Consider the following 25088-nt stretch of genomic DNA (forward strand, 5'->3'; position numbering starts at 1 on the left):
CTCTGCAGCGGTCTTCTCAGTGCCCGGTAGATCGGGAGTAGAGATTCATCACCAGCACGCCCGCCACGATGAGGGCGATGCCGATGACGGCAGGCAGGTCGAGCGTCTGCTTGAAGAACACCAGGCCCACCAGCGAGATCGCGACGATGCCCACCCCCGACCAGACCGCATAGGCGATGCCGATGGGCAGCTCGCGCAGCGTGAGCGACAGGAAGTAGAACGATACGACGTAGCCCGCCACCGTGGCGGCCGTGGGCCAGAGCCGCGTGAAGCCCGCAGAGCTCTTGAGCATGCTGGTGGCCACGATCTCCGCGCCGATGGCCAGCGCCAGGTATAGCCACTTCATCGCGGCGTTTCCTCGGGCAGGCGCAGCAGCACCAGCAGCGCGCCGGCCCCGCCCTCGCGCTCGGGCGCCTCGCTGAAGGCAATCACCGCGGCTTTCTGCACCAGCCAGCTGCGGGTCCGGTCTTTCAGCACAGGCTCCATGCCCTGCGAGCCGTAGCCTTTGCCGTGCACGATGCGCAGGCAGCGTATGCCGTGTTCCAGGCATTCGTCCACGAACGACAGCACCGCGTGGCGCGCCTGCTCCACGCGCAGGCCGTGCAGGTCGAGTTCGGCGCCGGCGCGCCACTGGCCGCGCCGGAGCCTGCGCGCCGTATCGGGTGCGGCATCGGCGCGCACATAGGCGGTGCCTCCTTCGGACAGCAGGTGGGTCACGCTGCCATCGGAGACGCCGGCGTCTATGCGCGCGGGCGTTTCGCCCAGGGCTGCAGCCCGGCGCACCGCGAGCGCGGGCGTGACGGCGGCGCCGGCGGCGGCAGGACGATGCTCGACGGTATCGCGTGCCGGAATCGGCGTGACGGCCTGCATGGCGCGCCGGAAGGCGGCCAGGTCGTCGTCGGCGGACGGCTGCGCCGCGTCCGCGGCGCAGCGTCGGGCTGCCTCCCGCTCAGCCTGCTGCCGCGCCTGCGCTGCCTCCTGGTGCAGCCGCTTCAGGTCGGCCAGGCGGCCTTTACTGTTCGCCATTCTCCAGCCACCGCTGCGCATCCAGCGCGGCCATGCAGCCGGTGCCGGCGCTGGTGATCGCCTGGCGGTAGACGTGGTCCTGCACGTCGCCCGCGGCGAACACGCCCGGCACCGAGGTCATGGTGGCCATGCCCGACAGGCCGCTGCGCGTGATGATGTAGCCGTCTTTCATGTCGAGCTGGCCGGCGAAGATCTCGGTGTTGGGCTGGTGGCCGATGGCGATGAAGCAGCCCGCCACGTCGAGGTCTTCGGTGGCGTCGGTCTTGGTGTGGCGGATGCGCGCCCCGGTGACGCCGCCGTCGTCGCCCAGCACTTCCTCGAGCGTGCAGAACAGCTTGAGCGCCATGTTGCCGTTGGCGACCTTGTCCATGAGCTTGTCCACCAGGATGGGCTCGGCGCGGAACTTGTCGCGGCGGTGGATCAGGGTGACCTTGCGGCAGATGTTCGAGAGGTACAGCGCTTCCTCGACGGCGGTGTTGCCGCCGCCCACCACGACCACGTCCTTGTTCTTGTAGAAGAAGCCGTCGCAGGTGGCGCAGCCCGACACCCCGCGGCCCATGAAGGCCTGCTCGCTGGGCAGGCCCAGGTACTTGGCCGATGCGCCGGTGGCGATGATGAGGGCGTCGCAGGTGTACACCTTGCCGGTGTCGCCCGTGAGCGTGAAGGGACGACGGGAAAGGTCGACCTTGGCGATGTGGTCGAATACCATCTCGGTGTTGAAGCGCTCGGCGTGCTGCTGGAAGCGCTGCATCAGGTCGGGGCCCTGCACGCCGTGCACGTCGGCAGGCCAGTTGTCGACTTCGGTGGTGGTCATGAGCTGGCCGCCTTGGGCCAGCCCGGTGATGAGCAAGGGGCTGAGATTGGCGCGGGCCGCATAGACGGCTGCGGTGTAGCCTGCCGGGCCGGACCCCAATATCAGGACTTTCGCGTGTTTGGGCGTGGACATGGATGGATATCTTCAGGGTAATGCCCAATTATAATGAGCCCCATGCCGCGTATTACCACCGCCACGCCGCGCGCCTCGCGCAACACCCGCAACGGTCCGTCCCCCCTGCAGACGCGGATTTCCGCGCTGCTGCGCGAGGCGCGATGGATCCTGTTCGCCGCCCTGGCCGCCTGGCTTGCCCTGGTGCTGGCCACCTGGGATCCCGCGGATCCGGGGTGGTCACACTCGGTAGCATCCGGCGTCATCCACAACCGCGGCGGCACGCTGGGCGCCTACCTGGCCGACATCCTGCTGTACCTGTTCGGTTTCTCCGCCTGGTGGTGGGTGGTGCTGCTGCTGCATCGCGTGCGCGCCGGCTACCGGCGCCTGGCCACCCACCTGCGCACGCCGTCCAGGGAGCCCGAAGTCCTGCCTCGCGTGCACTGGGAGCAGGGCGTGGGCTTTTTCCTGCTGCTGCTGGGCTCGCTGGGCATCGAGGCGCTGCGCCTGTATTCCTGGGGCATGCACCTGCCCGGGGGCGCCGACGGCGGCAGCGGCGCGGGCGGCGTGATAGGCCAGATGCTGGCCGACGCGCTGGCCCGCGGGGTGGGTTTCACGGGCGGCACGCTGGTGCTGCTGGTGCTGCTGGCCATCGGCCTGAGCCTCTTCTTCTCGTTCTCCTGGCTGCAGGTGGCCGAGCGCGTCGGCAGCTGGCTCGAGAACCTGGTGCGGCGCGTGCGGGATTCCTACACCGCCCGCCAGGATCGCCGCGTCGGCGAGGTGGCCAAGGCGGCCCGCACCGAGCAGGTGGTGGCCAAGCAGGAAAAACTGGTGCACGAGCAACCCGTGCGCATCGAACCGGCCATCACGGTGGTGCCGCGTTCCGACCGGGCCGAAAAGGAAAAGCAGCAGACCCTGTTCGCCCCGCCCGCCGGCGAGAGCGACCTGCCTGCGCTCAGCCTGCTCGACGCCCCGCAGTTCAACCAGGAAACCGTGTCGGCCGAAACCATCGAATTCACGTCGCGCCTGATCGAGAAGAAACTCGCAGACTTCGGCGTGGCCGTCACCGTGGTGGCGGCCCAGGCCGGCCCCGTGATCACCCGCTACGAGATCGAGCCGGCCACCGGGGTCAAGGGCAGCCAGATCGTCAATCTCGCCAAGGACCTCGCCCGCGCCCTCAGTCTCGTCAGCATCCGGGTGGTCGAGACCATCCCGGGCAAGAACCTCATGGGTCTGGAGCTGCCCAATCCCAAGCGCCAGATGGTCAAGCTCTCCGAGATCCTCGGCTCGCAGACCTACCACGCCAGCCCCTCGGTGCTCACCATGGCGCTGGGCAAGGACATCGCGGGCAACCCGGTGGTGGCCGACCTGGCCAAGATGCCGCACCTGCTGGTCGCGGGCACCACGGGCTCGGGCAAGTCGGTGGGGATCAACGCCATGATCCTCTCGCTGCTGTACAAGGCCGACGCCTCCCACACCCGCCTGATCCTGATCGACCCCAAGATGCTCGAGATGAGCGTCTACGAGGGCATTCCGCACCTGCTGGCGCCGGTGGTCACCGACATGCGCCATGCCGCCAACGCGCTGAACTGGTGCGTGGGCGAGATGGAGAAGCGCTATCGCCTCATGAGCAAGCTGGGCGTGCGCAACCTGGCCGGCTACAACAGCAAGATCCGTGACGCCATCAAGCGCGAGGAGCCGATCCCGAATCCCTTCTCGCTCACCCCCGACCAGCCCGAGCCGCTCACCACGCTGCCCATGATCGTGGTGGTGATCGACGAGCTGGCCGACCTGATGATGGTGGTGGGCAAGAAGATCGAGGAACTGATCGCGCGTCTCGCGCAGAAGGCGCGGGCGGCCGGCATCCACCTGATCCTCGCCACGCAGCGCCCCAGCGTCGACGTCATCACCGGCCTGATCAAGGCCAACATTCCCACCCGCATCGCCTTCCAGGTGTCGTCCAAGATCGATTCGCGCACCATCCTCGACCAGATGGGGGCGGAAACCCTGCTGGGCCAGGGGGACATGCTCTACATGCCGTCGGGTTCGGGGCTGCCGGTGCGCGTGCACGGCGCCTTCGTGCACGACGACGAAGTGCACCGGGTGGTCGAGGCCCTCAAGGCCCAGGGCGCGCCCAACTATATCGATGGCCTGCTCGAAGGCGGCGCCGAGGGCGAGACGGGCGACGGCCTGAGTTCGGTCACGGGCATGGGCGATGCCGAGTCGGACCCCATGTACGACCAGGCCTGCGAAGTCGTGCTCAAGCACCGCCGCGCCTCGATCTCGCTGGTGCAGCGCCACCTGCGCATCGGTTACAACCGTGCCGCGCGGTTACTCGAGCAGATGGAGCAGGCTGGTATGGTGTCGGCGATGCAATCCAACGGCAACCGGGAGATCCTGGTGCCGGCCCGGGAGGAAGCCTGATGCGCCATACCCTTCGTCGATGCGCCGCCGCGGCGGTGCTCGGCCTGTGTCCGCTCGCCGCGCTGGCTGCCAGCGCCCAGGAGCAGCTCAAGACCTTCGTGTCCACCGTGCAGGCGGCCAAGGGCAGCTTCACCCAGTCCACCGTGAGCCCGCAAGGGCGCGCCCAGCAGGCGCAGCGCGGCCAGTTCGCCTTCCAGCGGCCCGGCAGGTTCAAATGGGCCGTGCAGCAGCCCTACGAGCAGCTGGTCGTGTCCGACGGCAAGCAGCTGTATCAGTACGACCCGGATCTCGCGCAGGTCACGGTGCGCCAGGTCGACCAGGCCATCGGCACCTCGCCGGCGGCCATCCTGTTCGGGTCCGGAGACCTCGAACACGCCTTCAACGTCGAGGCGCTGCCCGCGCGCGACGGCCTCGACTGGCTGCGCGCCAAGCCGCGCAACGCCGATGCCGGCTTTTCGCGCGTGGACATCGGCATGAAGAACGACCAGCCGGTGCGCGTGGAACTGCTCGACGCCTTCGGCCAGACCACGCGCGTCGAGCTTACGGGCATCCAGCCCAATGCCGCCGTGCCGGCGTCAGAGTTCCAGTTCAACGCGCCGCCAGGGGTGGACGTCGTGAAGATGTAGGCGGTGCGAAAAGGCCGGCGTTGCCAATGAGGCCGGCACAGGCATGGCGCCTCACTTCTGGCTGGCTTGCAGCAGCCTGGGCATGCGTTCCCCTTCTTCCGCGTAGGTGCGCCTGGCATATTCCGCGTACGCCGACGGATCCAGGTAGTTCAGCTCTATGGCGTTCTGCGCCGCGACTTGCCGGAACTCCGGGTTCTTCATGACAGCCTCGAACATGGCGGCGATCCTGTTGACGCGATCTTTCGGCATGCCGGCTGGCCCGACCAACCCAAAAGGCGCTTTCGCGACCACCGGATAACCCTGTTCCTTCAGGGTGGGCCAGTCCGGATGCGAAGCGCTGCGCTCATCGGCGATGGATGCCAATACGCGCAGCTGTCCGGTCGCGAGGTACTGGTCCAGCGTGGAAGAGCCCGTGCCCGCCACGATGTCCACTTGTTTTCCCAGCAAGGCGGACACGATCTCGGAAGCACTCTTGTAGGGTACGTGGGTCCACTCGATGCCTGCCAGCGTTCCCAGCTTTTCCATGGACAGATGGGGCGTGCTGAACGCGCCTGGCGTGCCGTAGCGGTACTTCCCGGGATGCTTCCCGGCATCCTCCAAGAACTCTCCCATGGTCTTCCAGCTGGAATCCGCCCGGACCGCGATCATGTAGCTATAGTCCACCAGCGCGCTGATGTAGGTGAGATCGCGCAGCGGGTCGAACGAGGTCTGCTGGATGTACGGCTGGCGGAAAATGCCGACGGGCACGATGGCCAGGTGGTAGCCATCCGGCTTGGCGTTCTTCATTTCCACGGCGCCCAGCGTGCCGTTGGCGCCAGGCTTGTTTTCCACGACCAGCGGTACGCCGAGTTCCTTCTCCATCAGGCGTCCCGCAGCGCGCACGATGAGGTCGGACGGCCCGCCGGGCGCGTAGGGCACCAGTATGCGGATCGGGCGGTCCGGGTAGCGTTCCGCCTGCGCGGCGGGCGAGGCGGCGATTGCTGCCGCGATGACCAATGCAGCCGAGGCGGCGCGCAGCCATGGCGTCGAGGGCGACTGTTGCATGGAAACCTCCTGGAAGGCTATTTGGCCTGGATCTTCAGGCTGGTGATGATCTGGCCGAAGCGCTCGACTTCAGCGCGGGAGAACTCGGCCAAGTCCGCGGGGGTGGTGTAGGTGGGTTCCGCGCCCTGAGAGGCCATGCTCTGGCGCACATCGCTGCGCGCGATCACTTCCCGTGCGGCCTCGTTCAACCGGGTGATCGTGGCGGGCGGTGTGCCCGCGCGCGCGAAGAGCGCGTACCACTGGGCGAACACCACGTCCTTGAAGCCCTGTTCGGCGAAGGTGGGCACTCCCGGCAGGGACGACACCCTTGCAGGGTTGGCGACGGCAATGATCTTCAGCTTTCCGGTTGCCACGTGCGGGGCGGCGGATGCGACGCCCACGAAACTCATCGATACCTGGCCGCCCATCGTATCGGTGACCGCCGGCGCGTCCCCTTTGTATGGGATGTGTGTCATGTTGAGGCGGGCGGCTGCATTGAGGCTTTCCCCGGCGAGGTGGCCGGTGCCGCCCAGGCCGCTGCTGCCGAAGCTCAGTTTGCCGGGGTGCGCGCGGGCATAGGAGATCAGCTCCTGCATGTTGCCTATCCCCAGGCTGGCGTTGACCGCGAGCACGATCGGGACCGAGCCCACCATGCTGATGGGCGCGAAGTCCTTTACCGGGTCGTAGGGAGCGTCGGGATACAGCGTGGGATTGGTGCCGTGCGTGGCGCTGTTTCCCATCAGGGCCGTATAGCCGTCCGGCGCGGATTTCGCCACATATCCGGCGCCCACGATTCCGTTGGCGCCCGCCCGGTTCTCCACCACCACGGTGCCGCGCAGGGCGTCGCCCATATGGCGGGCCATCAGCCGGGTGAGGAAGTCATTCGTGCCGCCTGCCGAATAGGGCGATACGAACTGGACGGGCCGTTCAGGGAATTCCGCGGCCCAGGCCGCTGCGCTGCTCAGGCTGGCCATTACGCCCGCGGCGAGCAGCCTTCTGCGATATCGATCGCATCGATCCATGGTTGTCTCCTCATGTCGCCATGTTTGGCGGTTCTTATGAGAGGTATGGCCGCCTTGCCGCCGGCCGTGCCATGCCGGCACCATGAAAAGTCTACGGATGAATCCGCATGAAGGGATGCAATGCCCTGCAGTTTGAAGTCCGCATATTGGACTTGATGGCGGATGTCCGGCTGGGCGCTATAGATTCAATGCTTCGACCGAATCGGGATTCTCGCGGAGGCATTCATGCAGCTCCGCCTCGATGGCCGCCACCGCTTCGTCGAGGTAGCGTACCGACGCGTCCATGCGCTCTCCTGCGAGCCGGGATGCCAGCGTGCAGATGCAGATGGCCGCGGCGGCCTTCTGGTCGGGATAGCGGACAACCTTGCCGATCGAGAGCACCGCGGGCATATCCATGACCTTGTTGATGGAGTGGCCGCGCCGGCGGGTTCCCAGGATGCTCTGGCGCAGTGCCGTCTCGCAATAGCGGGGATTCTTGCGCAGCGTGCGTTCCGCATTGGCCTGGCATATGCGCCGGACTTCCTCGTCGGGAAGCGTTGCGAGCAGCGCGATGCCGCCCGCGCCGACGTTGAGGGGACGGTGGGCCCCCACATTGAGAATCAGCGCCTTGATGGGGAAGGCGCCTTCTGCCCGGGCCACGCACACTGCGTCGAATCCGGAACGTACCGTCATGAAGACGGTGTCGCCAGTGCGGTCCGCCAGCGTCTGCAGGTGGGGCTTGCAGATATCGCGCAGCGCGATCTTCGGCGTTGCGGCCAGGCCCATCTCGTAGATGAGCGAGCCGAGGTAGTAGCGTTTGCTGCGCTCGTCCTGCCGGATGAATTTCTCCGCGATCAACCCCTGCAGGATGCGATGCGCGGTGGGGCGTTCCATGCCCGTGCGTCGGTACAGGTCCACCAGCCGCATGCCCTGGCGATTGTGCGAGGTGATGAGGCGCAGCAGCGATGCGGCGCGCTGCAAAGTCTGAGTACCCGTAGAAGGCGCGACACGGTTTGAGGGGGAGGCGTGGCTCATGATCGAAACCCTGCACGGTTGATGGCAATGCGCGGCAGGCCTGCCTGCGCCGCCACGACGATCATAGGAAATTTGCGCGCCGTCGGGACATAAGTATCTCGAAATGTGGACTTCTGCGTGGACTCCGCTAGCGCTGGGGCGCAGGGGCTTGGCATAGTATGAAAAAAACGAATTCCATCCCCGAGACATGCAAGATTCGCCTCTCCTGATCCATGCCGATGACGGCGTGCGGGTTCTGACCCTGAACCGGCCGCAACGCCGCAATGCGCTGAGCCTCGAGCTCTACGATCGGCTCCTCGATGCGCTGCAGCAGGCCGCCAATGATCCCGACGTGGGAGCCGTCGTCCTCACCGGCGCGGGAGGCGCTTTCTGCGCAGGCGGCGATGTGAGCAGGATGGCAACGGGCGAAGTGCCGCGCTTCGAGCAGAAAGTGGCCAGCCTGCGTCGGCGCTCGCGCATCTGCGAGCTGCTGCATGCCATGCCGCAGCCCACCGTGGCGATGCTGCGTGGGCCGGCCGTCGGGGCGGGGCTGTCACTGGCGCTGGCCTGCGACCTGCGTATCGGCGATACCAGCACGCGCCTGCGTACGGGCTTCCTGCAAGTCGGCCTGCCGGGCGATTTCGGCGGCCACTATTTTCTGCCACGGCTGGTGGGGATGGCCAAGGCGCGCGAACTGTATCTGGCTTCGCCGATGCTGGACGCCGCATCTGCGCTCGAGCTGGGCCTGCTGAACCAGGTCTGCCAGCCCGAGGCACTCGAGCCTTGCGTGATGGAGCTGGCCCGGCGCTGGGCGCAGGGTCCCCGCACCGCATTGGCGTACATGAAGCAGAACCTGAACCAGGGCCTCGATGCTTCGCTGGCCGAGGTGCTGGACGGCGAGGCATGGCGTCATGTGCGCTGCACCGAAACGGAAGACCACAAGGAGGCCGCCAGGGCTTTCGTGGAGAAACGCGCTGCGCAGTTTCGCAGGAGCGCCCAGACGAGGGAGGGGTGAGATGGAAAAGCTGTGCCGGGACCGGGTGGTGATCGTGACGGGAGCGGCGCGCGGCATAGGCCGCGAGTATGCCCTGCAGCTTGCCGCCCATGGTGCGACGGTCGTGGTCAACGACGTCGGCACTTCGCGTGATGGCCAGGGGCGTGACCACTCGGCAGCGCAGGCGGTGGTGGAGGAGATCCGCGCCGCCGGCGGCATCGCCGAGGCCGACTCCACCGATGTGGGCGATTGGCAGCAGGCCGGCCGGATGATCGAGGGCGTTCTGGCGCGCCACGGCAGGCTGGACGTACTGGTCAACAATGCAGGCATCCTGCGGGACCGCATGCTGGTCAACATGGAAGAGGCCGAGTGGGACGAGGTGATCCGGGTGCACCTGAAGGGAACTTTTGCGCCGATGCACTATGCGGCTGCCCACTGGAAACGCCTGCACAAGCAGGAAGGCAGGCCGGTAGGCGCGAGGATCATCAATACGACCTCGTCCTCCGGACTGTTCGGCAATATCGGGCAGAGCAACTACGGCGCAGCCAAGGCCGGCATTGCCGCCCTGACCATCATCGCGGCGCGCGAGCTGGCGCGGCACGGCATCACGGTCAATGCCATCAGTCCGCACGCCCAGACCCGGATGACGGAAGGCCTGCGCGAGCGCAGCGAGGCCGAGATCGAGGCCAGGCATCCACGCTGGATAGCGCCGGTGGTGGTCTGGCTGGCAAGCGAACGCAGCGGCGGCGTTACCGGCCGGGTATTCGAGGCGGGCGGCGGGTTCCTGGCCGCCCTCGAAGGCTGGCATCGAGGCCCGGAAGCACAGCCCGTCGACGACGCCGGCCGCATCGGCGAAGTCCTGGAGGACCTGGCACGCCGGGCGCGCCGCAACGCCGACATGAAGGGTCAGGACCTGGACTGACGCCATGATAGACAAACGCGCAGCTGATCTGGCCACGGCGGTCCGGGGAATACAGGACGGGGCGGTATTGCTGGTAGGGGGCTTCGGCTCTTCCGGCAGGCCCGCACGCCTCATGGAAGCGATCCTCGACCTGGGGGTGCGCGAGCTCACCATCGTTGCCAACAACGCCACCACGGGTGATGACGTCATTGCGGAATTGATGCGGGCGAACCGGATCCGCAAGGTGGTGTGTTCGTTTCCCCGCGGGTTGTCGGGTCCGACGATCTTCGATGAGCTGTACCGGGCCGGCCGCATCGAACTGGAGCTCGTGCCTCAGGGCACGCTGGCCGAACGCCTGCGGGCGGCGGCGGCCGGCATAGGCGGGTTCTACACCCGTACGGCAGCCGGAACCGAACTCGCGCGCGGCAAGGAGACCCGGATGATCGGCGGCCAGCCCTACGTGCTGGAGCAGCCATTGCACGGAGACGTGGCGCTGATCAAGGCCTTGCGCGGCGATCGATGGGGCAACTTGGTGTACCACCGCGGCGCCCGCATCAACAATCCCGTGATGGCTGGCGCTGCGAGGCTCACCGTGGCGCAGGTGAGCGAGGTGGTGGAGCTCGGATCGCTCGATCCGGAGTGCATCGTGACCCCCGGGGTTTTCGTCGACAGGATGGTGGAGGTCGCTCCATGATGAAAGGTCTGAGCCGTGATCAGATTGCGCGCATGGCCGTACAGGACATTCCCGAGGGAAGCTGCGTCAACCTGGGGATTGGCCTGCCGACCTTGATGGCCGATTACGTTCTTCCGGATCGGGAGATCCTGTTCCAGAGCGAACAGGGCTTGCTGGGGCTGGGGCCCAAGGCACCGCCCGGAGAAGAGGACGAAGACGTGCTCAATGCCGGGAAGCAGTTCGTCACGTTGTTGAAGGGCGCCTCGGTCTTCAGCCATAGCGACTCCTTCATGATGATCAGGGGCGGCCACATCGACATCGCCTGTCTGGGCGCCTTCCAGGTGGCTGCCAATGGCGATCTGGCGAACTGGTCGACGGGTTCCTCCGATTACGCGCCTGGGGTGGGCGGGGCCATGGACCTGGCGGCTGGGGCGCGCAGCGTCTGGGTATTGATGGAGCACTGCCAGAAGGATGGAGCCCCCCGCCTGCTGGAGCGCTGTACCTATCCGCTGACGGCGCCCGGCTGCGTGCAGCGCGTATATACCAATCTGGCCGTATTGGCTGTAACGCCCGCCGGCTTCGTGGTTGAGCGCATGGTCGAGGGCATGGCGCTGCAGGACCTGCAGCGGCTCACGGGCGCCACACTGCGCCTGAGCCCGGATTGCAGACCCTATTGCGTGGAAACGCCCGCGGCCGACGAAGCCGCGCCGGATCGTCGCTGACTTGGAAGGATTCAATAATCGTGGAAACCGCCATTACGCGCCTTTTCGGCATACGCCATCCTATCGTCCAGGGGGGGATGCAGTGGGTGGCAAGGGCCGAACTGGCCGCTGCCGTGTCAAATGCCGGAGGGTTGGGAATCCTGACGGCGCTCACGCAACCAACCCCCGAGGCCCTGGCCCGCGAAATCGAGCGTACGCGTGAGCTCACGGATCAACCCTTCGGGGTCAACCTGACCTTTCTGCCGACCCTGAAGCCGGTGCCCTACGAGGCCTACCGCGATGCCATCGTCGATTCCGGCGTCAAGATCGTGGAGACGGCCGGCAACAATCCGGCGGCGCACATGCCTGTTTTCCGCGCAGCCGGCATCAGGGTCATACACAAATGCACGACGGCGCGGCACGCGCTGAAGGCGCAGGCCATCGGCGTCGACGTGGTCAGCATCGACGGGTTCGAATGCGCCGGCCACGTCGGCGAAGACGATATCCCCGGATTGATCCTGATTCCTGCAACCGTGGCGAAGCTGCGCATTCCCGTCATCGCCTCGGGCGGTTTCGGCAGCGCAGCCGGCCTGGTGGCCGCCCTGGCGCTGGGCGCCGAAGGCATAAACATGGGAACACGCTTCATGTGCACGGTCGAGTCGCCGGTCCACATGAACATCAAGCAGGCCATCGTGGCGAACACCGAGTTCGATACCTGCCTGATCCTGCGCAGCCTGCGCAATACCAGCCGGGTGGCGCGCACGCCCCTGTCGGAAAGCGTCATTGCCATGGAGCGCGGGGGCGCCACCATCGAGGAAATCGGTCCCAGGGTCGCCGGGGTCAAGGGCCGCCGCGCCTATGAGGAGGGCGACGTGGATGGCGGCATCTGGACGGTGGGTATGGTGCAGGCGCTGATCCACGACATCCCCACTTGCGCGGAGCTGGTCGCGCGCATCATGTCGGGGGCCGAGAGCCTGATAACGGGGCGGCTGGCGCAACTGGCCCGCGCCCCGGGATTGGCAGCCTGAATTCATCGGCAGCATCCCATTTGAGGAGGTGGAAATGCTCGAGCTGGAGACACTGGAAGAACTGCGCAGCTATGTAGGGAAGAAGCTGGGGACGAGCGACTGGATCACCATCGACCAGCAGAAGATCGATGCATTCGCCGCGATAACCGGCGACGAGAACTGGATACATGTGGACGTTGCGCGGGCAGCCCGGGAACTGCCGGATGGCAGGACCATCGCACACGGCATGCTGACGCTGTCCCTGGTCACGTATCTGGGCGCCCAGATATGCCGCATACGCCGGCGCGAGAAGGGCATCAACTATGGGTCCAACAAAGTGCGCTTCACCGCGCCGGTCCAGGCCGGCCGCCGCATCCGGCTGCATCGCACGCTCGACAAGTTCGAGCCGGTCGAGGGCGGCGCCCGGCTCACCTTCGGCAACACCATGGAAATAGAGGGTTCCGAGAAGCCGGCGCTCGTCGCGCAGACCGTTTCCATGGTGTATGTGCCCAGGGGAAGCCGGTGAGAGGGCCCATGGAAGGCGGCGCTTCGCCCTATGCAGTCTATGTGGAACACCTGCGGCGCGGCGAGCTCGCTTATCAATACAGCGAAGCGGCCGGCAAGGCGGTGTTCTATCCGCGCGTGCTTTGTCCGGACACGGGCGCTGCCTTGACGTGGCGCGTCAGCAAGGGCCTGGGAACCGTGCACAGCACGACGGTCGTGTATCCGCGCCAGGGCGAGCCCTACAACGTCGCGCTCATCGACTGCGACGAAGGTTTCCGCCTCATGAGCCGTGTCGAGGGCGTGCCCGCGGAACAGGTTGCGATCGGGATGCGCGTGTGTTTCGCGGCGCAACCGCCGCAGGGCGACGAAGACCCTTATCCTGTGTTCCGTCCCGTGGAGGCTTCATGATGCAGCCTATCGAGCGTGGCCGCGCCGCCATTGTGGGCGTGGCAGAGTCCGACCTGGGAGAGGTCGGGCCAGGTTTCTCGCCCCTGGACCTGATGGCCCAGGGCGTGCAGCGCGCACTGGCGGATTGCGGCCTGAACCTGCGCGACGTCGACGGCCTGTTCTGCGCCACCTCGCAATCGCGCCTCTCCGCCCTGGCGCTTGCGGAATATCTGCGGCTGCCGGATGCCTATCTGGATTCCACCATCGTCGGCGGCTCCTCCTTCATGCTGCACCTGGCCAAGGCGCACCATGCCATCTCCACGGGCCTGTGCCGCGTGGCGGTGATCGCCTATGGCAGCACCCAGCGCTCCCTGGGGCGCAGGAATACCAGCGTGCCGGAGCGCAACCCGTACGAGTCGCCGTTCAAGCCGTTCCTCCCTCCCACTGCGTATGCGCTGGCCGCCGCCCGCCATATGCATGAATTCGGCACCACGCGGCGTCAACTTGCCGAAGTCGCCGTGGCGGCACGGCAATGGGCCCTGCTGAATCCGGCGGCGTGGGAAAAGCAGCCGCTCTCGATCGATGAAGTGTTGGCCTCCCGCATGGTGAGCCATCCTTTGACGATACGTGATTGCTGCCTGGTCACGGACGGCGGCGGCGCGATCGTGATGACTACGCGGGAGCGCGCGGCTGACCTCCCCAGGCAGCCCGTCTTCGTGCTGGGGGCGGGGCATCATACGACGCATGCTTCCATTTCCAGCATGCCGGACCTGGTTCGTACCGGCGCGGAGCATTCGGGCAGGCAGGCCTATGCCATGGCGGGCATCGGGGCAAAGGATGTGGACGTGCTGGCGCTCTACGATGCATTCACCATCAATACGATCCTGTTCCTCGAAGACCTGGGTTTCTGCCGCAAGGGCGAGGGCGGGGCATTCGTCGAAGGCGGCCGCATTGCGCCAGGCGGGGAACTGCCGGTGAATACCAATGGCGGCGGGCTGTCGTATTGCCACCCCGGCATGTATGGCCTTTTCCTGCTCATCGAAGCCGTCCGGCAGCTGCGTGGGGAATGTGGCCCCAGACAAGTGCGCGATGCGCGCATTGCCCTGGCGCATGGGAATGGCGGTGTACTGTCATCGCAGAGTACGGTACTGATGGGTACGTCGGAAACGCTGTAGCGGCCCCTCGGAAAGGCTGGCAAGGCGTTCAGTCGTCCAGCCTGCAACAACGCTGAAGCTTGCCATGCCTTTTTCTCGAACCATGACGTCTCCGGATTCCGGACCTGCCTGCAACGAGGCCGCCCGGCCGTACGCGAACGAGTCCAGGCGCCTGTCCGGGCGCAGCGCCCCGCAGCGGCCTGCCGGGGCGTCGCGATGAGCCGGCTGCAGCAAGGGGCGCGGGCCATGCACCCGGAGATGGCGCGGCTGGACGCGCTGGTGGGTTGGCGCGATATCGCCGGCCCGCTGGGGCCGATACGCTGGCGCCACCTTGGGCAAGGCAGCCCGCTGGTGCTGCTGCACGGCGGCCACGGCAGCTGGCTGCACTGGTTGCGCAATATCGAAGCGTTGGCGCGGGACCATACCGTCTGGGTGCCCGACATGCCGGGCTATTTCGATTCGGCGGATGCGCCGTCGCCAAGGGGCCCGGACGATATCGAGCCGCTGCTCGCGGTGCTGCAATGCACGCTGGACCGTGCCGTGGGTGCGCAGACACCCGTGGACCTCGCGGGATTCTCGTTCGGCGGCCTGGTGGCCGCCCGCCTCGCGGCGCGCAGGCCGCACGTGCGCCGGCTGGCGCTGCTGGGTTCGGGCGGCCATGGCACGCCCCGGCCCCGGATGCTCGACATGCTTCCTTGGCGCAAGGCCGAATCCGATGCGCAGCGGCGCGACATGCTGCGGCACAACCTCAATGCCCTGATGCTGTGGCGGCACGAGCCCGACGAGCTGGCGCTGGCGATACACGAGGCCAGCTGCATGGCAACGCGCTTTCGCAGCCGCGCGGCATCGCTGGGCGGTGGGCTGCGCCAGGCGCTGCGCGACTACGGCGGCCCGGTGCTGCTGGTCTGGGGCGCCCGCGACGTGACCGCCGTGGCCGAGGCCGTGGCGCCATTCCTGGCCGCCGACGGGCCGCATCGGCAGTGGCGCATCGTGCCCGACGCGGGGCACTGGGTGCAGTACGAGGCCGCTGCCGAGGTGAACGGGCTGCTGGCGCGCTGGTTCGCGGGCCGGCCGCTGTCCTGATGCGCTCTGCGGCGCAGCCGCCCGATGCTAGGGCTTCCTGTAGGCCACGCAGTCCACTTCCACCTTGGCATCCACCACCAGGCGCGATTCCACGCAGGCGCGCGCCGGGGGGTGCTCGCCGAAATATTCGCGGAACACCTTGTTGAAGGCGGCGAAGTCGCGCGGGTCATCCAGCCATACGCCGCAGCGCACCACGTGCTCCGGTCCGTATCCGGCTTCGGCCAGGATGGCCAGGACGTTGCGTATGGCCACGTGCGATTGTGTGACGATGCCGCCCTCGACGATTTCGCCTTGCTCCATCGGGACCTGGCCCGACACGTAAAGCCAGCCGTCGGCCTGCACCGCCCGGGCAAAGGGCATGTGCTGGCCTCCCTGGCCGGTGCCGCCGGACACGCCGTAGCGCACGATGCCGTTGGCGTCGGGAGTCGGTTTGCTCATGGGAATGCTCCTGGATGGGGATGGAAAAGCGGGATCAGGCCGCGGCCGAGGCGAAGCCCGCGCGCAGGTCGCCGGTGCGGGGCAGCCAGCGGCCGGCGCGCTGTCCGGTGGGGGCTGCATCCGTGTAGGACAGCACGCCGTTGACCCATACCGCGTCGATGCCTCCGGACACCTGCACGGGATCCTGGAACGTGGCGCGGTCGGATACCGTGGCGGGGTCGAACAGTACCAGGTCGGCGTGGCAGCCGGCGCGGATCTCGCCGCGGCCGGCCAGGCCGAAACGGCGGGCCGACAGGCCGGTCATCTTGTGCACGGCCTGGTGCAGCGGGAACAGGCCCAGGTCGCGGCTGTAGTGGCCGAGCACCCGGGGGAACGCGCCCCACAGGCGGGGGTGGGGCAGGGGATCGTTGGGCAGGCCGTCCGAGCCTATCATGGTGAGGCGATGCGCCAGCATGCGGCGCACGTCGTCCTCATGCATGCCGTGGTAGACGGCGCCGGCCGGCTGCAGCCGCCGCGCCGCTTCCCGCAGCGGCACTCCCCATTCTGCGGCGATGTCGGCCAGCTTGCGGCCCGACATCCCGGGATGCGGCACAGACCAGGTGATGTCGATGTCGAATTCCCCCGTGACCTGCTTCAGGTCCAGGGTGGACGAGCTGGCAGAGTAGGGGTAGCAGTCGCAACCCACGGGCTGCATGCGGCCTGCCGTGTCCAGCAGCCCCAGTACTTCCCCGCTGCGGCCCCAGTTGCCGGCGCCTGCGCATTTCAGGTGCGACACCACCACCGGCACGCCGGCATGCCGGCCTATGTCGAACGCCTCCTGCATGGCCTCCAGGATCTCCGCGAACTCCGAACGCAGGTGGGTGGTGTACAGCGCGCCATGCGCGTCCAGTTCCTCGGCGAGCGCCTGCACCTCGGCCGTGGGAGCGGCGTTGGCCGATGCGTACGCCAGACCGGTGCTCAGGCCCAGGGCGCCGTGGGACAGCGCGTCGCGCAGCTCGGTGCGCATGGCCTCGATCTCGGCCGCGGTGGCGGGGCGGTCCAGCCGGTCCATGTGATTGCTGCGCAAGGCCGTATGCCCCACCAGGGCCGCCACGTTGACGGCAGGGCGGGCCGCGTCCACGGCCCGGGCGTAATCGGCAAAGGACGGGTAGACGAAATCGCCGGCGCCGCCCAGCAGGTTCATGGGATCGGGCGGCTCGCCCTTCAGGCGCACCGGCGCGGCGCTGATGCCGCAGTTGCCCACCACCACCGTGGTCACGCCCTGCGACAGCTTGGGCAGCATCTGCGGCGCGCGCACCACGTTGGTGTCGTCGTGCGTGTGCACGTCGATGAAGCCCGGAGCCAGGGCCCGCCCGCGCGCGTCCACCACCGTGCCGGCCTGCGCGCCCGCCAGTGCGCCGACCGCCGCGATGGCGCCATCGGCCAGCGCCACGTCGGCGCGCACCCCGGGCGTGCCGGTGCCGTCGAACACCAGGGCGTCGCGGATCAGGGTGTCGTACATCGGATCAGTCTCCCAGCGGCAGGCGATTGGGCCCGCCGCGGTATTCGTCCAGCGCCAGCTTGATGCGGCGCAGGCGCTCGCGCGTGTCGTCCTGGCGGGCCAGGGCCAGTTCCGTGGCCAGCAGGTCGATCGCCAGCAGCATGGCGTAGCGCGAAGCCGAGGGCTTGTAGATGAAATCCGTCTCGTCGGTCCGCACGGGCAGCACCACGTCGGCGGTCTGTGCGAGCTCGGACGCGGGGTCGGTGATGGCGACGATGCGGGCGTCGTACTGCTTGACGATGCGCGCGGCCGAAAGGATCTCCGGAGTGCGGCCCGAGACCGAAAGGAACAGCACGGCGTCGCGGGCATCGAGGGTGGAGGCCACCATGCGCATCAGCACCGCGTCGCTGTAAGCCGCCACGGGATAGCCCAGGCGAACCAGGCGCGACTGCACCTCCAGCGCCAGCGCGGCCGAGGCGCCGCCCATGCCGAAGACGTGCGTCATGCGCGCTGCGCCCAGCAGCGAGGAGGCCTGCCCGAACAGGGCTTCCGAATACAGCGACAGGTGGTCGCGCAGCGTGCTTTCGATGTCGGCGCACAGGCGCGCGTAGAAGGTGCTCTCCTCGACGGGCGAGTTGCCGTCCAGGAAGCGTTCGCCGATGGCGCTGGCCTGGGCCAGGCGCAGCTTCAGGTCGCGGGTGTCGTCGCAGCCCACCGAGCGCGCGAAGCGCGAGATGGTGGCGATGCTCACGCCGGCCTTGCGCGCCAGCTGGTCGACGGTGGCCGACGACGCGTGGGCGATGTCGTCCAGGATGGCGTCGGCCACCTTGCGCTCGGTTACGCTCAGCGTGTCGCGCCGGCTGCGGATCTGGTAGACGATGTCGCGGTGGGGATTCATGCGGATTCCGTCGTGGAGGCTATGCGGGCAGGTCGTCCAGGCGGACGCAGGCGGCGAAATGGCCGTCGCCCAGGTCGCGCGCCTCCGGAGGCGCGGCAGCGCAGGCCTCGGCGGCATGCGGGCAGCGCGTGCGGAACACGCAGCCCGAGGGCGGGTTCACCGGGCTGGGGATCTCGCCCTTGAGGAGTATGCGCGAGCGCGCGGCGCGCGGGTCGGGCACCGGCGCGGCCGAGAGCAGGGCCCGCGTATAGGGATGGCGCGGCGTCGCGTAGACCTTGCGGGTCGGCCCGCGCTCCATCACGCGGCCCAGGTACATCACCACCACCTCGTCGCACAGGTAGTCCACCACCGCCAGGTCGTGGGCAACGAACAGCATGCTCAGGCCCAGGTCGCGCTGCAGGTCCTGCAGCAGGTTCAGCACCTGGGCCTGCACCGACACGTCCAGGGCCGAGACGGGCTCGTCGGCGACAATGAAGTCCGGCTCCACGGCCAGGGCCCGGGCGATGCCGATGCGCTGGCGCTGGCCGCCCGAGAACTCGTGCGGATAGCGCCGCCGATGGTCGCCGTTCAGGCCCACGCGCTCCAGCAGCTCACAGATGCGTGCCTCCCGGCGCTGGCGCGCCAGCCCGTGCGTGTCCAGCGCCTCGCCGAGGATCTCGGCCACCGTCATGCGCGGGTTGAGGCTGGCGTAGGGGTCCTGGAACACGATCTGCATGCGCTTGCGCCAGGGCAGCAGCTGGGACTGGTCCAGCGCCGAGATGTCGGTGCCGTCGAACACGATGCGTCCGGCGGTGGGGGCGAAGAGGCGCAGCAGGGCGCGTCCAGTGGTGGTCTTGCCGGAGCCGGATTCGCCCACGAGGCCGACGATGCTGTGGCGCGGCACGTCGAAGCTCACGTCGTCGACCGCACGCACCACGGGCGCGTGCCTGCCCGATCCGGTCGGGAAATGGACTTTCAGGCCTTGCACGCGCACCAGCGGCTCGACTGCGCGCATGGGAGTCTCGGCGTTCATTGGACTGCCACCTTGAAGCAACGGGCCCGGTGGCCGGGCTGTACAGGAACGAGTTCGGGCACGCCGGCCGTGCAGCCGCCGTCGGCCAGCCCGCAGCGCGCCGCGAAGGTGCAGCCCGGAGGCAGCGCCAGCGCGCTGGGCACGCTCCCCGGGATGGGCTGCAGGCGTTCGCGGCGCGCCAGGATCGCCGCCGTGGGAATGCACGACAGCAGGCCGCGCGTGTAGGGGTGCGCAGGGCGGTCGAACAGGTCGTGGACCTCGGCGTCCTCGACCACGCGCCCGGCATACATGACCGCCACGCGGTGTGCGATCTCGGCCACCACGCCCAGGTTGTGCGTGACGAACAGGATGCTCATGCCGGATTCCGCCTGCAGCCGGCGCAACAGGTCGAGGATCTGTGCCTGCACGGTGACGTCCAGCGCCGTGGTCGGCTCGTCGGCGATGAGCACCGAGGGATTGCAGGCCAGCGCCAGCGCGATCATCACGCGCTGGCGCATGCCCCCCGACATCTGGTGCGGGTATTCATGCAGGCGGCGGCCGGCCGCCGGGATCTCCACGCGTTCCAGCATTTCCTGGGCGCGCCGGAAAGCCGCCGCCCGGCTGCAGCCTTCGTGCTGCAGCACGGTCTCGGCGATCTGGTCTCCCACCGTGAACAGCGGGTTCAGGCTGGTCATGGGCTCCTGGAAGATCATGGCGATCTCCGCGCCACGGATGCGCTGCAGCGTGGCGGCGCTGGCATGCGCCAGGTCGTGCTCGTGCCCGTTGCGGTCGCGGAAGCGGATGCTGCCGGCCTCTATGCGGCCGGCCGGCTTGGGCAGCAGCCCCATGATGGAAAGGCTGGTCACCGACTTGCCGGACCCCGATTCGCCCACGATCGCCAGGGTTTCGCCGCGGGCCAGGTCGAAGGTCACGCCATCGACCGAACGGGCCACGCCGTCGCGGCTGTGGAACCAGGTCTTCAGCTCCTGCACCGACAGGACGATGTCTCGGCGGCTCGCGCTCATGTTCAGATCTCCTTGCGCAGGCGCGGGTCCAGCACGTCGCGCAGGCCGTCGCCCACCAGCTGCAGCGACAGCACGGACAGCACGATGGCCAGGCCGGGGAACAGCATGATCCAGTCGGCCTTGCCCATGTATTGTTGCCCGGCGTTGATCATGGTGCCCCAGGTGGGAATCTCGGGCGATACCCCCACGCCCAGGAACGACAGGCCGGCCTCGGCCAGGATGGCGTAGGCGAAAATGAACGTGCCCTGCACGAGCAGGGGTGAAACGAGGTTGCGCAGCACGTGCACGGTGACGATCCGCCACGTCGGCACGCCCAGCGCGCGCGCCGCTTCCACGAAAGGCAGCTCGCGGATCACCAGCGTGGACGCACGCACCACGCGCGCCAGGCGCGGCGTGTAGACGATGCCCAGCGCGATCACCACGTTGGCCACGGAAGGCCCCAGCGCCGCCACCAGCGCGATCGCCAGCAGGATGTCGGGAAAGGCCATCATGGCGTCGATCACGCGCGACACCACCTTGTCGGCACCGCGGAAGAATCCGGCAACCAGGCCCAGGGCGATGCCCAGCACGCTGGACAGCACCACCACCGCAAAGCCCACGGCGAGCGACAGGCGCCCGCCATGCACCACGCGGCTGAACACGTCGCGGCCGAAGTCGTCGGTGCCGAACCAGTACGTGGCGCCGGGCGCCTTGAGCCGGTTCATGATGGACAGCTTGTAGGGATCGTAGGGGCTGATCCATGGCGCCAGCAGGGCGGCCAGCACCAGCACGGCCAGCACGATCAGGGCGACCAGCACGGTCTTGCGCGCCGCCAGCAGGCGCAGCACCTGCCAGCGGTCGGCCCCGGCGTTCATGGGAGTTGCGATGGCCATTGTCAGTAACGTACCCGTGGATCGACCGCCAGATACAGCAGGTCGATGAAAAGATTGATCAGCACGTACAGGGCGGCGATCACCAGCAGCGCACCCTGGATCACGGGGTAGTCGCGGCGCAGCACGGCCGACACCACCAGGCTGCCCACGCCGGGCAGGCCGAACACGGTCTCGGTGACGACGGCGCCGCTGATCAGCAGCGCGGTGGTGAGGCCCAGCACGGTCAGGATGGGGATCAGCGCGTTGCGCACGGCGTGCTTGAGGATCACCCGCCGTTCGGGCAGCCCCTTGGCCCGGGCCGTGCGCACGTAGTCGTCGCGCAGCACGTCCAGCATGCTGGCGCGGATGAAACGCGTGATCAGCGCCGAGTTCACCAGGCCCAGCACCACCGCCGGCAGGATCAGGTGCGACAGACGGGTGCCGATGGAGGCGTCGGGCCCGCCGTAGCCCGCCACCGGCAGCCAGCCCAGTTTCACCGAGAAGACCTGCATCAGCACCAATCCCAGCCAGAAGCTCGGCACGCTGGACGTGAACATCGAGAAGGTCAGCACCGACTGGTCGAGGGCCGTGCCCCGCCGCACCGCCGACAGGATGCCCACCGGCAGAGCGATGGCGGCCGCGATGACGAGCGACATCAGCGTCAGCCAGAACGTGGGTTCGGCGCGGTCCGCCAGGGCCGCCAGCACGGGCTTGCCGAGGAATATCGATTGTCCCAGGTCGCCGCGGGCGAGCTGGCCCAGCCAGCCCAGGTACTGCACCGGCAGGGGCCGGTCCAGCCCCAGGCGTGCGCGCAGCGCGTCGATGTCCTGCTGGCTGGCCTCGGGCCCCAGCATCACGGCGGCCGGGTCGCCGGGCGTGATCCGGAGGATGACGAAGACGATGGTGGCGACGATGAACATCACCGCCACCAGCCCCACCAGCCGGTTCAAGAGATAGCGCAACACGGGAGACTTCCTTGCATGGACATGGCCCCGGCCGCGCCGGGTCCGGCGAGGACGGGGCGCAGGCTCATTTGGACTTCCAGGCGTTCCAGAAGTACGGCCAGGGTGCGGGCACCACGCCCTGCAGCGCGGGCGAACGCGCCGCCTGGGCGTTGAAGTCGCCCACCTTGATGAACGGCACCTCGTCGTACACCGCCTGCTGCACGTCGGCCCAGCGCTTCACCCGCTCTTCCTGCGTGCGCGCCTGGTTGAACGCATCCAGCACCTGGTTGCGGCGCGGCGTGTCCCACCAGCCCGGCGCATCCCTGGACGGGAAGTCGATGAGCGCGGGCTCGGGCAGGAAGGGGCTGTGGGTGATGAAGATGTCCCAGAGCGCAGGGTCCTGGCGCCGCTGGGTCAGCGTGGCCCAGTCCACCACCTGCATGTCGACCTTGAAGCCCGCCGCCTTCAGGTACTCCGCGGCCACCAGCGCCATCTTGTAGTGGAACTCGTATTGCTGGCTGGTGAGGATGCGCAGGGTGGGGTCCTTTACCTTCGCGCCTTCCAGCAGCTTCGTTGCGCCGGCGGTATCGCCCTGGTTGTAGACCTTGCCGCCAAGGCTGGTGGCCCAGGGATAGCCCTTCGGATAGAGGTCACCGTTGAGCGTGTAGAAGGCCTTGTCGCCGAAGGCGGCATACAGCATGTCTTCTTCGTTGAGCGCGCGTTGCACCGCCTGGCGCACGGCCAGATCGGACAGGATGCCCTGCTTCGTATTGAGCACCAGGCGCGGCCAGCCGAAGGGCGCGAGCATGACCGGATCCGAGCGGCCTCCCTTGAGCTTGTCCAGCGATTCCACGGGCAGCGAGTCCACATAGTCGAACTGCCCGGCCATGGCTGCTTCCACGCGCGTATTGGCATTGCTGACCGGGACGAAGCGGATCTCGTCCAGGTATTGCTTGCGTGCGCCGCCATAGCCGTCGGGCTCGCCGGCGCGGGGCTTGTAGCCGTCGAAGCGCGTGAGCTGGATGTACTGGTCGGGAACGCGGGCCTTGAGCTGGTAGGGGCCGGTGCCGACGAATTCGGTCAGCGCGGGAGCGATCTTTTCCGAAGGCAGGACGATCGCCGCGCTGTTGTTCATGGCCAGCAGGGCGGTCAGCGGCGCGTACGGCTGGCTGAGCGTGATCTTCACCGTGTTGGCGTCGGGCGCCTCGATGGCGGTGATCAGCTTGGCAGCCTGCTTGCCGCGCGAGGCGATTTCGGTCCAGCGCTTGAGCGAGGCCACGACGTCGGCGGAGTCGAGCGTCGAGCCGTCGTGGAAGCTCAGGCCCTGGCGCAGCGGGATGGTATAGACGAGGCCATCGGCGCTCACGTCGGGCAGCCTGTCGGCCAGCAGCGGCGTGAGGCTCCATTTTGCGTCGAACGTGTACAGCGTCTCGAAGATGTGCTGCGAGACGATGCCTACCAGGTCGGCCGTGCTCGTCATGGGATCCAGCGTGGGCGGCTCACCGATGGTGGCCACCGAGATCGTGCCGCCCTTCACGGGCGCGGCCAGGGCGGGCGCACAGGCGGCCAGGCCCAGTGCGCCGGCCAGGAGCAGGCCCGGCAGGCGGCTCGCGGGGCGGGGGTTGCGCAGGTTCATAAGCTTGTCTCCGGGGGAGGGATCAACGACGGACTGCAGTATCAGGATCAGAAATACGTGGGCGCGACGTCGATGACGCGATAGTCGTCGTCCAGCACGAGGACCTGGCGCCACTTGTCGAAGGTCAGGCAGGGGTGTGAGATGTCGAAGGCGATCATGTCGCCCACGGCGATGTCGTCGCCCTCGGCGACCGCCATGAAAGCGTGCTGGTCCATCATGGCCGTGATCTTCCAGTGCGCCGGGGCCGTCCCGGGCGCGGCATTGCCGGGACGGTAGACCAGGGCAGGCTGGGGCAGGCCGGCGTCGAAGGCGGCGTCGCGCTTGCCCAGGCCGATGATGGCGCGGCCGGCTTCCGGCAGCGACTGCACGTACGCCCAGACCTGCAGTGCAGGCTGGAGGCCAGGCGCCAGCCGCTGCACCACCGGGTTGTGCGCCGCCATGCGTTCGGCCGCGCTGCGGTAGATGCCCACATCGTGGCTCAGGTAGCAGCCCGGGCGCAGCACGATGTCCAGCGGCCGGCCGATGTCCAGGCCCGAGAACGCGTCGGCAACCACGTCGAACCACGCCGAGCCGGCGCCGGACAACAGGATCGGGCCGTCGTCGCGCAAGCGTCCGTCGGCGGCCAGCTGGCGCAGGGTCTCCGTGGCGCGGCGCAGGAAGGCGCGGATGGCGCCTTCGTCCTGCAGCACGCCTTCATAGAGCTCCACGCCGCTCAGGGCCAGGGCCTGAGGCCAGCGCGCGATCTCGTCCAGCACGGCCCGGGTCTGCGCGGCATCGCGCACGCCGGTACGTCCGCCCGGCACGCCCAGTTCCAGCAGCACTGGCAGGCGCAGGCCCGCCTGGCTGAAGTACTCCCCCAGCTGCGCAGCGTTTGCCGCGGAGTCAACCAGGCAGCAGAAGCTGAATTCCGGATCGCGCAGCATGTCGGCGACCAGCGCCATGTTGGCGCGGCCAACCAGCTGGTTGGCCAGCAGCACGCGGCGGATGCCGTGGCGGTAGGCGGCCCGCGCCTGCGGGGCGGTGGCCAGCGTGATGCCCCAGGCGCCTGCCTCAATCTGGCGGGCAAACAGCGCCGGGCTCATGGTCGTCTTGCCATGCGGCGCCAGCTTGACGCCGTAGGCTTCCATGAAGCGCTGCATCCACTGCAGGTTGTGGCGCATGCGCGAGTCATAGAGCACGGCAGCCGGCAGGCTGACGTCTTCGCGCAGCAGGTTCCAGCCCAGGCGGGCCGCCTCGGAGGCAGCACAACCCTCGGGAAACGCGCCCAGGCCCTTGCCGTCCGGGTCGAGGACGATGCGCTGCACCGGCTGGTCGGTCATGTCCGTACCTCAGTCAGGTATGAAAATTATTATCAGAAAAGAATCTGTAGATAATTATCATGA

Annotated in this window: 26 protein-coding genes; 11 read left to right on the forward strand and 15 right to left on the reverse strand. The window is 67.9% G+C overall.

All coding sequences use genetic code 11. From position 1 onward, the window contains the following. Window positions 1–16 precede the first annotated feature (16 nt). The 3 genes from ACYBYQ_RS04845 to trxB are packed head-to-tail and all read right to left on the reverse strand — an operon-like array spanning window position 17 to window position 1972. Window positions 17–346, reverse strand: coding sequence for a DMT family transporter (locus ACYBYQ_RS04845; protein ID WP_459617320.1), 330 nt, complete (start codon window positions 344–346; stop codon window positions 17–19). After that, window positions 343–1026 (reverse strand): Smr/MutS family protein, encoded by a 684-nt coding sequence (locus ACYBYQ_RS04850; RefSeq protein ID WP_459617322.1) that lies wholly within the window; start codon window positions 1024–1026, stop codon window positions 343–345. The genes ACYBYQ_RS04845 and ACYBYQ_RS04850 overlap by 4 nt, the downstream gene beginning before the upstream one ends. Next, the gene (gene trxB, locus ACYBYQ_RS04855) at window positions 1013–1972 is read right to left on the reverse strand and encodes a thioredoxin-disulfide reductase (RefSeq protein WP_459617324.1); all 960 of its coding nucleotides are present in this window, start codon (window positions 1970–1972) and stop codon (window positions 1013–1015) included. The genes ACYBYQ_RS04850 and trxB overlap by 14 nt, the downstream gene beginning before the upstream one ends. A 42-nt stretch (window positions 1973–2014) precedes the next feature. Between trxB and ACYBYQ_RS04860 the strand changes: the two genes are divergently transcribed. Both ACYBYQ_RS04860 and lolA read left to right on the forward strand, forming a co-directional pair. Further along, on the forward strand, window positions 2015–4375 hold the full coding sequence (locus ACYBYQ_RS04860) for a DNA translocase FtsK (RefSeq protein WP_459617326.1): 2361 nt from the start codon (window positions 2015–2017) through the stop codon (window positions 4373–4375). Then, window positions 4375–5001, forward strand: a complete 627-nt coding sequence (lolA, locus tag ACYBYQ_RS04865; RefSeq protein ID WP_459617328.1) for an outer membrane lipoprotein chaperone LolA — start codon at window positions 4375–4377, stop codon at window positions 4999–5001. The genes ACYBYQ_RS04860 and lolA overlap by 1 nt, the downstream gene beginning before the upstream one ends. Window positions 5002–5052: 51 nt before the next feature. Here lolA and ACYBYQ_RS04870 read toward each other — a convergent pair whose 3' ends face one another. The 3 genes from ACYBYQ_RS04870 to ACYBYQ_RS04880 form a co-directional block, all read right to left on the reverse strand. Further along, on the reverse strand, window positions 5053–6045 hold the full coding sequence (locus tag ACYBYQ_RS04870) for a tripartite tricarboxylate transporter substrate binding protein (RefSeq protein ID WP_459617330.1): 993 nt from the start codon (window positions 6043–6045) through the stop codon (window positions 5053–5055). Between the two features lie 17 nt (window positions 6046–6062). After that, window positions 6063–7046 carry a Bug family tripartite tricarboxylate transporter substrate binding protein gene (locus ACYBYQ_RS04875; protein WP_459617332.1) on the reverse strand — a complete coding sequence of 328 codons (984 nt, stop codon included), beginning with the start codon at window positions 7044–7046 and terminating at the stop codon, window positions 6063–6065. 177 nt (window positions 7047–7223) lie between these two features. Next, on the reverse strand, window positions 7224–8006 hold the full coding sequence (locus ACYBYQ_RS04880) for an IclR family transcriptional regulator (protein ID WP_459617334.1): 783 nt from the start codon (window positions 8004–8006) through the stop codon (window positions 7224–7226). Window positions 8007–8247: 241 nt separating this feature from the next. Between ACYBYQ_RS04880 and ACYBYQ_RS04885 the strand changes: the two genes are divergently transcribed. The 9 genes from ACYBYQ_RS04885 (at window position 8248) to ACYBYQ_RS04925 (ending at window position 15443) form a co-directional block, all read left to right on the forward strand. Then, a complete protein-coding gene (locus ACYBYQ_RS04885) occupies window positions 8248–9054 on the forward strand; it encodes an enoyl-CoA hydratase (RefSeq protein ID WP_459617336.1) in 807 nt (268 codons plus the stop codon). Window position 9055: 1 nt separating this feature from the next. Further along, entirely contained in the window at window positions 9056–9955 is a 900-nt protein-coding gene (locus ACYBYQ_RS04890; protein WP_459617338.1) for an SDR family NAD(P)-dependent oxidoreductase, read from the forward strand. Window positions 9956–9959: 4 nt separating this feature from the next. Next, entirely contained in the window at window positions 9960–10628 is a 669-nt protein-coding gene (locus tag ACYBYQ_RS04895; protein ID WP_459617340.1) for a 3-oxoacid CoA-transferase subunit A, read from the forward strand. Then, complete coding sequence (locus ACYBYQ_RS04900; protein ID WP_459618708.1) at window positions 10628–11329, forward strand: 3-oxoacid CoA-transferase subunit B; 702 nt, start codon at window positions 10628–10630, stop codon at window positions 11327–11329. The genes ACYBYQ_RS04895 and ACYBYQ_RS04900 overlap by 1 nt, the downstream gene beginning before the upstream one ends. Before the next feature lie 20 nt (window positions 11330–11349). Continuing rightward, window positions 11350–12336, forward strand: a complete 987-nt coding sequence (locus tag ACYBYQ_RS04905) for an NAD(P)H-dependent flavin oxidoreductase (protein WP_459617342.1) — start codon at window positions 11350–11352, stop codon at window positions 12334–12336. A gap of 34 nt (window positions 12337–12370) precedes the next feature. Then, window positions 12371–12841 carry a MaoC family dehydratase gene (locus ACYBYQ_RS04910; RefSeq protein WP_459617344.1) on the forward strand — a complete coding sequence of 157 codons (471 nt, stop codon included), beginning with the start codon at window positions 12371–12373 and terminating at the stop codon, window positions 12839–12841. A gap of 8 nt (window positions 12842–12849) precedes the next feature. Beyond that, entirely contained in the window at window positions 12850–13227 is a 378-nt protein-coding gene (locus ACYBYQ_RS04915) for a Zn-ribbon domain-containing OB-fold protein (protein WP_459617346.1), read from the forward strand. Beyond that, window positions 13224–14381 carry a thiolase family protein gene (locus ACYBYQ_RS04920; protein WP_459617348.1) on the forward strand — a complete coding sequence of 386 codons (1158 nt, stop codon included), beginning with the start codon at window positions 13224–13226 and terminating at the stop codon, window positions 14379–14381. The genes ACYBYQ_RS04915 and ACYBYQ_RS04920 overlap by 4 nt, the downstream gene beginning before the upstream one ends. Window positions 14382–14576: 195 nt before the next feature. Next, the gene (locus tag ACYBYQ_RS04925) at window positions 14577–15443 is read left to right on the forward strand and encodes an alpha/beta fold hydrolase (RefSeq protein ID WP_459617350.1); all 867 of its coding nucleotides are present in this window, start codon (window positions 14577–14579) and stop codon (window positions 15441–15443) included. Between the two features lie 27 nt (window positions 15444–15470). Here the strand turns inward: ACYBYQ_RS04925 and ACYBYQ_RS04930 are convergent, their stop codons facing one another. The 9 genes from ACYBYQ_RS04930 to ACYBYQ_RS04970 all read right to left on the reverse strand — a co-directional run bounded on the left by ACYBYQ_RS04930 (window position 15471) and on the right by ACYBYQ_RS04970 (window position 25025). Beyond that, on the reverse strand, window positions 15471–15881 hold the full coding sequence (locus tag ACYBYQ_RS04930; RefSeq protein ID WP_459617352.1) for a RidA family protein: 411 nt from the start codon (window positions 15879–15881) through the stop codon (window positions 15471–15473). Between the two features lie 34 nt (window positions 15882–15915). After that, a complete protein-coding gene (locus ACYBYQ_RS04935; protein ID WP_459617354.1) occupies window positions 15916–17382 on the reverse strand; it encodes an N-acyl-D-amino-acid deacylase family protein in 1467 nt (488 codons plus the stop codon). Window positions 17383–17386: 4 nt separating this feature from the next. After that, the gene (locus ACYBYQ_RS04940) at window positions 17387–18259 is read right to left on the reverse strand and encodes a MurR/RpiR family transcriptional regulator (RefSeq protein ID WP_459617356.1); all 873 of its coding nucleotides are present in this window, start codon (window positions 18257–18259) and stop codon (window positions 17387–17389) included. A gap of 19 nt (window positions 18260–18278) precedes the next feature. Beyond that, complete coding sequence (locus ACYBYQ_RS04945) at window positions 18279–19271, reverse strand: ABC transporter ATP-binding protein (protein WP_459617358.1); 993 nt, start codon at window positions 19269–19271, stop codon at window positions 18279–18281. After that, entirely contained in the window at window positions 19268–20275 is a 1008-nt protein-coding gene (locus tag ACYBYQ_RS04950; RefSeq protein WP_459617360.1) for an ABC transporter ATP-binding protein, read from the reverse strand. The genes ACYBYQ_RS04945 and ACYBYQ_RS04950 overlap by 4 nt, the downstream gene beginning before the upstream one ends. 2 nt (window positions 20276–20277) lie before the next feature. Further along, on the reverse strand, window positions 20278–21147 hold the full coding sequence (locus tag ACYBYQ_RS04955; protein ID WP_459617362.1) for an ABC transporter permease: 870 nt from the start codon (window positions 21145–21147) through the stop codon (window positions 20278–20280). Between the two features lie 2 nt (window positions 21148–21149). Further along, window positions 21150–22091: an ABC transporter permease gene (locus tag ACYBYQ_RS04960; protein ID WP_459617364.1), complete on the reverse strand. Its 942-nt coding sequence runs from the start codon at window positions 22089–22091 to the stop codon at window positions 21150–21152. A gap of 64 nt (window positions 22092–22155) precedes the next feature. Further along, the gene (locus ACYBYQ_RS04965) at window positions 22156–23706 is read right to left on the reverse strand and encodes an ABC transporter substrate-binding protein (protein ID WP_459617366.1); all 1551 of its coding nucleotides are present in this window, start codon (window positions 23704–23706) and stop codon (window positions 22156–22158) included. Window positions 23707–23753: 47 nt separating this feature from the next. Next, a complete protein-coding gene (locus ACYBYQ_RS04970; RefSeq protein ID WP_459617368.1) occupies window positions 23754–25025 on the reverse strand; it encodes an amino acid deaminase in 1272 nt (423 codons plus the stop codon). Window positions 25026–25088 lie beyond the last annotated feature (63 nt).

It is taken from the genome of Bordetella sp. 2513F2, from assembly GCF_054642735.1.

Bases quoted from the DNA above. Each gene is read 5' to 3' on its own strand.
- ACYBYQ_RS04850 (WP_459617322.1), bottom strand. From the start codon at position 1,026: ATGGCGAACAGTAAAGGCCGCCTGGCCGACCTGAAGCGGCTGCACCAG.
- ACYBYQ_RS04910 (WP_459617344.1), top strand. From the start codon at position 12,371: ATGCTCGAGCTGGAGACACTGGAAGAACTGCGCAGCTATGTAGGGAAG.
- ACYBYQ_RS04890 (WP_459617338.1), top strand. From the start codon at position 9,056: ATGGAAAAGCTGTGCCGGGACCGGGTGGTGATCGTGACGGGAGCGGCG.
- ACYBYQ_RS04965 (WP_459617366.1), bottom strand. From the start codon at position 23,706: ATGAACCTGCGCAACCCCCGCCCCGCGAGCCGCCTGCCGGGCCTGCTC.
- ACYBYQ_RS04900 (WP_459618708.1), top strand. From the start codon at position 10,628: ATGAAAGGTCTGAGCCGTGATCAGATTGCGCGCATGGCCGTACAGGAC.
- ACYBYQ_RS04925 (WP_459617350.1), top strand. From the start codon at position 14,577: ATGAGCCGGCTGCAGCAAGGGGCGCGGGCCATGCACCCGGAGATGGCG.
- lolA (WP_459617328.1), top strand. From the start codon at position 4,375: ATGCGCCATACCCTTCGTCGATGCGCCGCCGCGGCGGTGCTCGGCCTG.
- ACYBYQ_RS04875 (WP_459617332.1), bottom strand. From the start codon at position 7,046: ATGGATCGATGCGATCGATATCGCAGAAGGCTGCTCGCCGCGGGCGTA.
- ACYBYQ_RS04870 (WP_459617330.1), bottom strand. From the start codon at position 6,045: ATGCAACAGTCGCCCTCGACGCCATGGCTGCGCGCCGCCTCGGCTGCA.
- ACYBYQ_RS04935 (WP_459617354.1), bottom strand. From the start codon at position 17,382: ATGTACGACACCCTGATCCGCGACGCCCTGGTGTTCGACGGCACCGGC.
- ACYBYQ_RS04970 (WP_459617368.1), bottom strand. From the start codon at position 25,025: ATGACCGACCAGCCGGTGCAGCGCATCGTCCTCGACCCGGACGGCAAG.
- ACYBYQ_RS04930 (WP_459617352.1), bottom strand. From the start codon at position 15,881: ATGAGCAAACCGACTCCCGACGCCAACGGCATCGTGCGCTACGGCGTG.
- ACYBYQ_RS04940 (WP_459617356.1), bottom strand. From the start codon at position 18,259: ATGAATCCCCACCGCGACATCGTCTACCAGATCCGCAGCCGGCGCGAC.
- ACYBYQ_RS04955 (WP_459617362.1), bottom strand. From the start codon at position 21,147: ATGGCCATCGCAACTCCCATGAACGCCGGGGCCGACCGCTGGCAGGTG.
- ACYBYQ_RS04915 (WP_459617346.1), top strand. From the start codon at position 12,850: ATGGAAGGCGGCGCTTCGCCCTATGCAGTCTATGTGGAACACCTGCGG.
- ACYBYQ_RS04920 (WP_459617348.1), top strand. From the start codon at position 13,224: ATGATGCAGCCTATCGAGCGTGGCCGCGCCGCCATTGTGGGCGTGGCA.
- ACYBYQ_RS04845 (WP_459617320.1), bottom strand. From the start codon at position 346: ATGAAGTGGCTATACCTGGCGCTGGCCATCGGCGCGGAGATCGTGGCC.
- ACYBYQ_RS04885 (WP_459617336.1), top strand. From the start codon at position 8,248: ATGCAAGATTCGCCTCTCCTGATCCATGCCGATGACGGCGTGCGGGTT.
- trxB (WP_459617324.1), bottom strand. From the start codon at position 1,972: ATGTCCACGCCCAAACACGCGAAAGTCCTGATATTGGGGTCCGGCCCG.
- ACYBYQ_RS04950 (WP_459617360.1), bottom strand. From the start codon at position 20,275: ATGAGCGCGAGCCGCCGAGACATCGTCCTGTCGGTGCAGGAGCTGAAG.
- ACYBYQ_RS04945 (WP_459617358.1), bottom strand. From the start codon at position 19,271: ATGAACGCCGAGACTCCCATGCGCGCAGTCGAGCCGCTGGTGCGCGTG.
- ACYBYQ_RS04860 (WP_459617326.1), top strand. From the start codon at position 2,015: ATGCCGCGTATTACCACCGCCACGCCGCGCGCCTCGCGCAACACCCGC.
- ACYBYQ_RS04895 (WP_459617340.1), top strand. From the start codon at position 9,960: ATGATAGACAAACGCGCAGCTGATCTGGCCACGGCGGTCCGGGGAATA.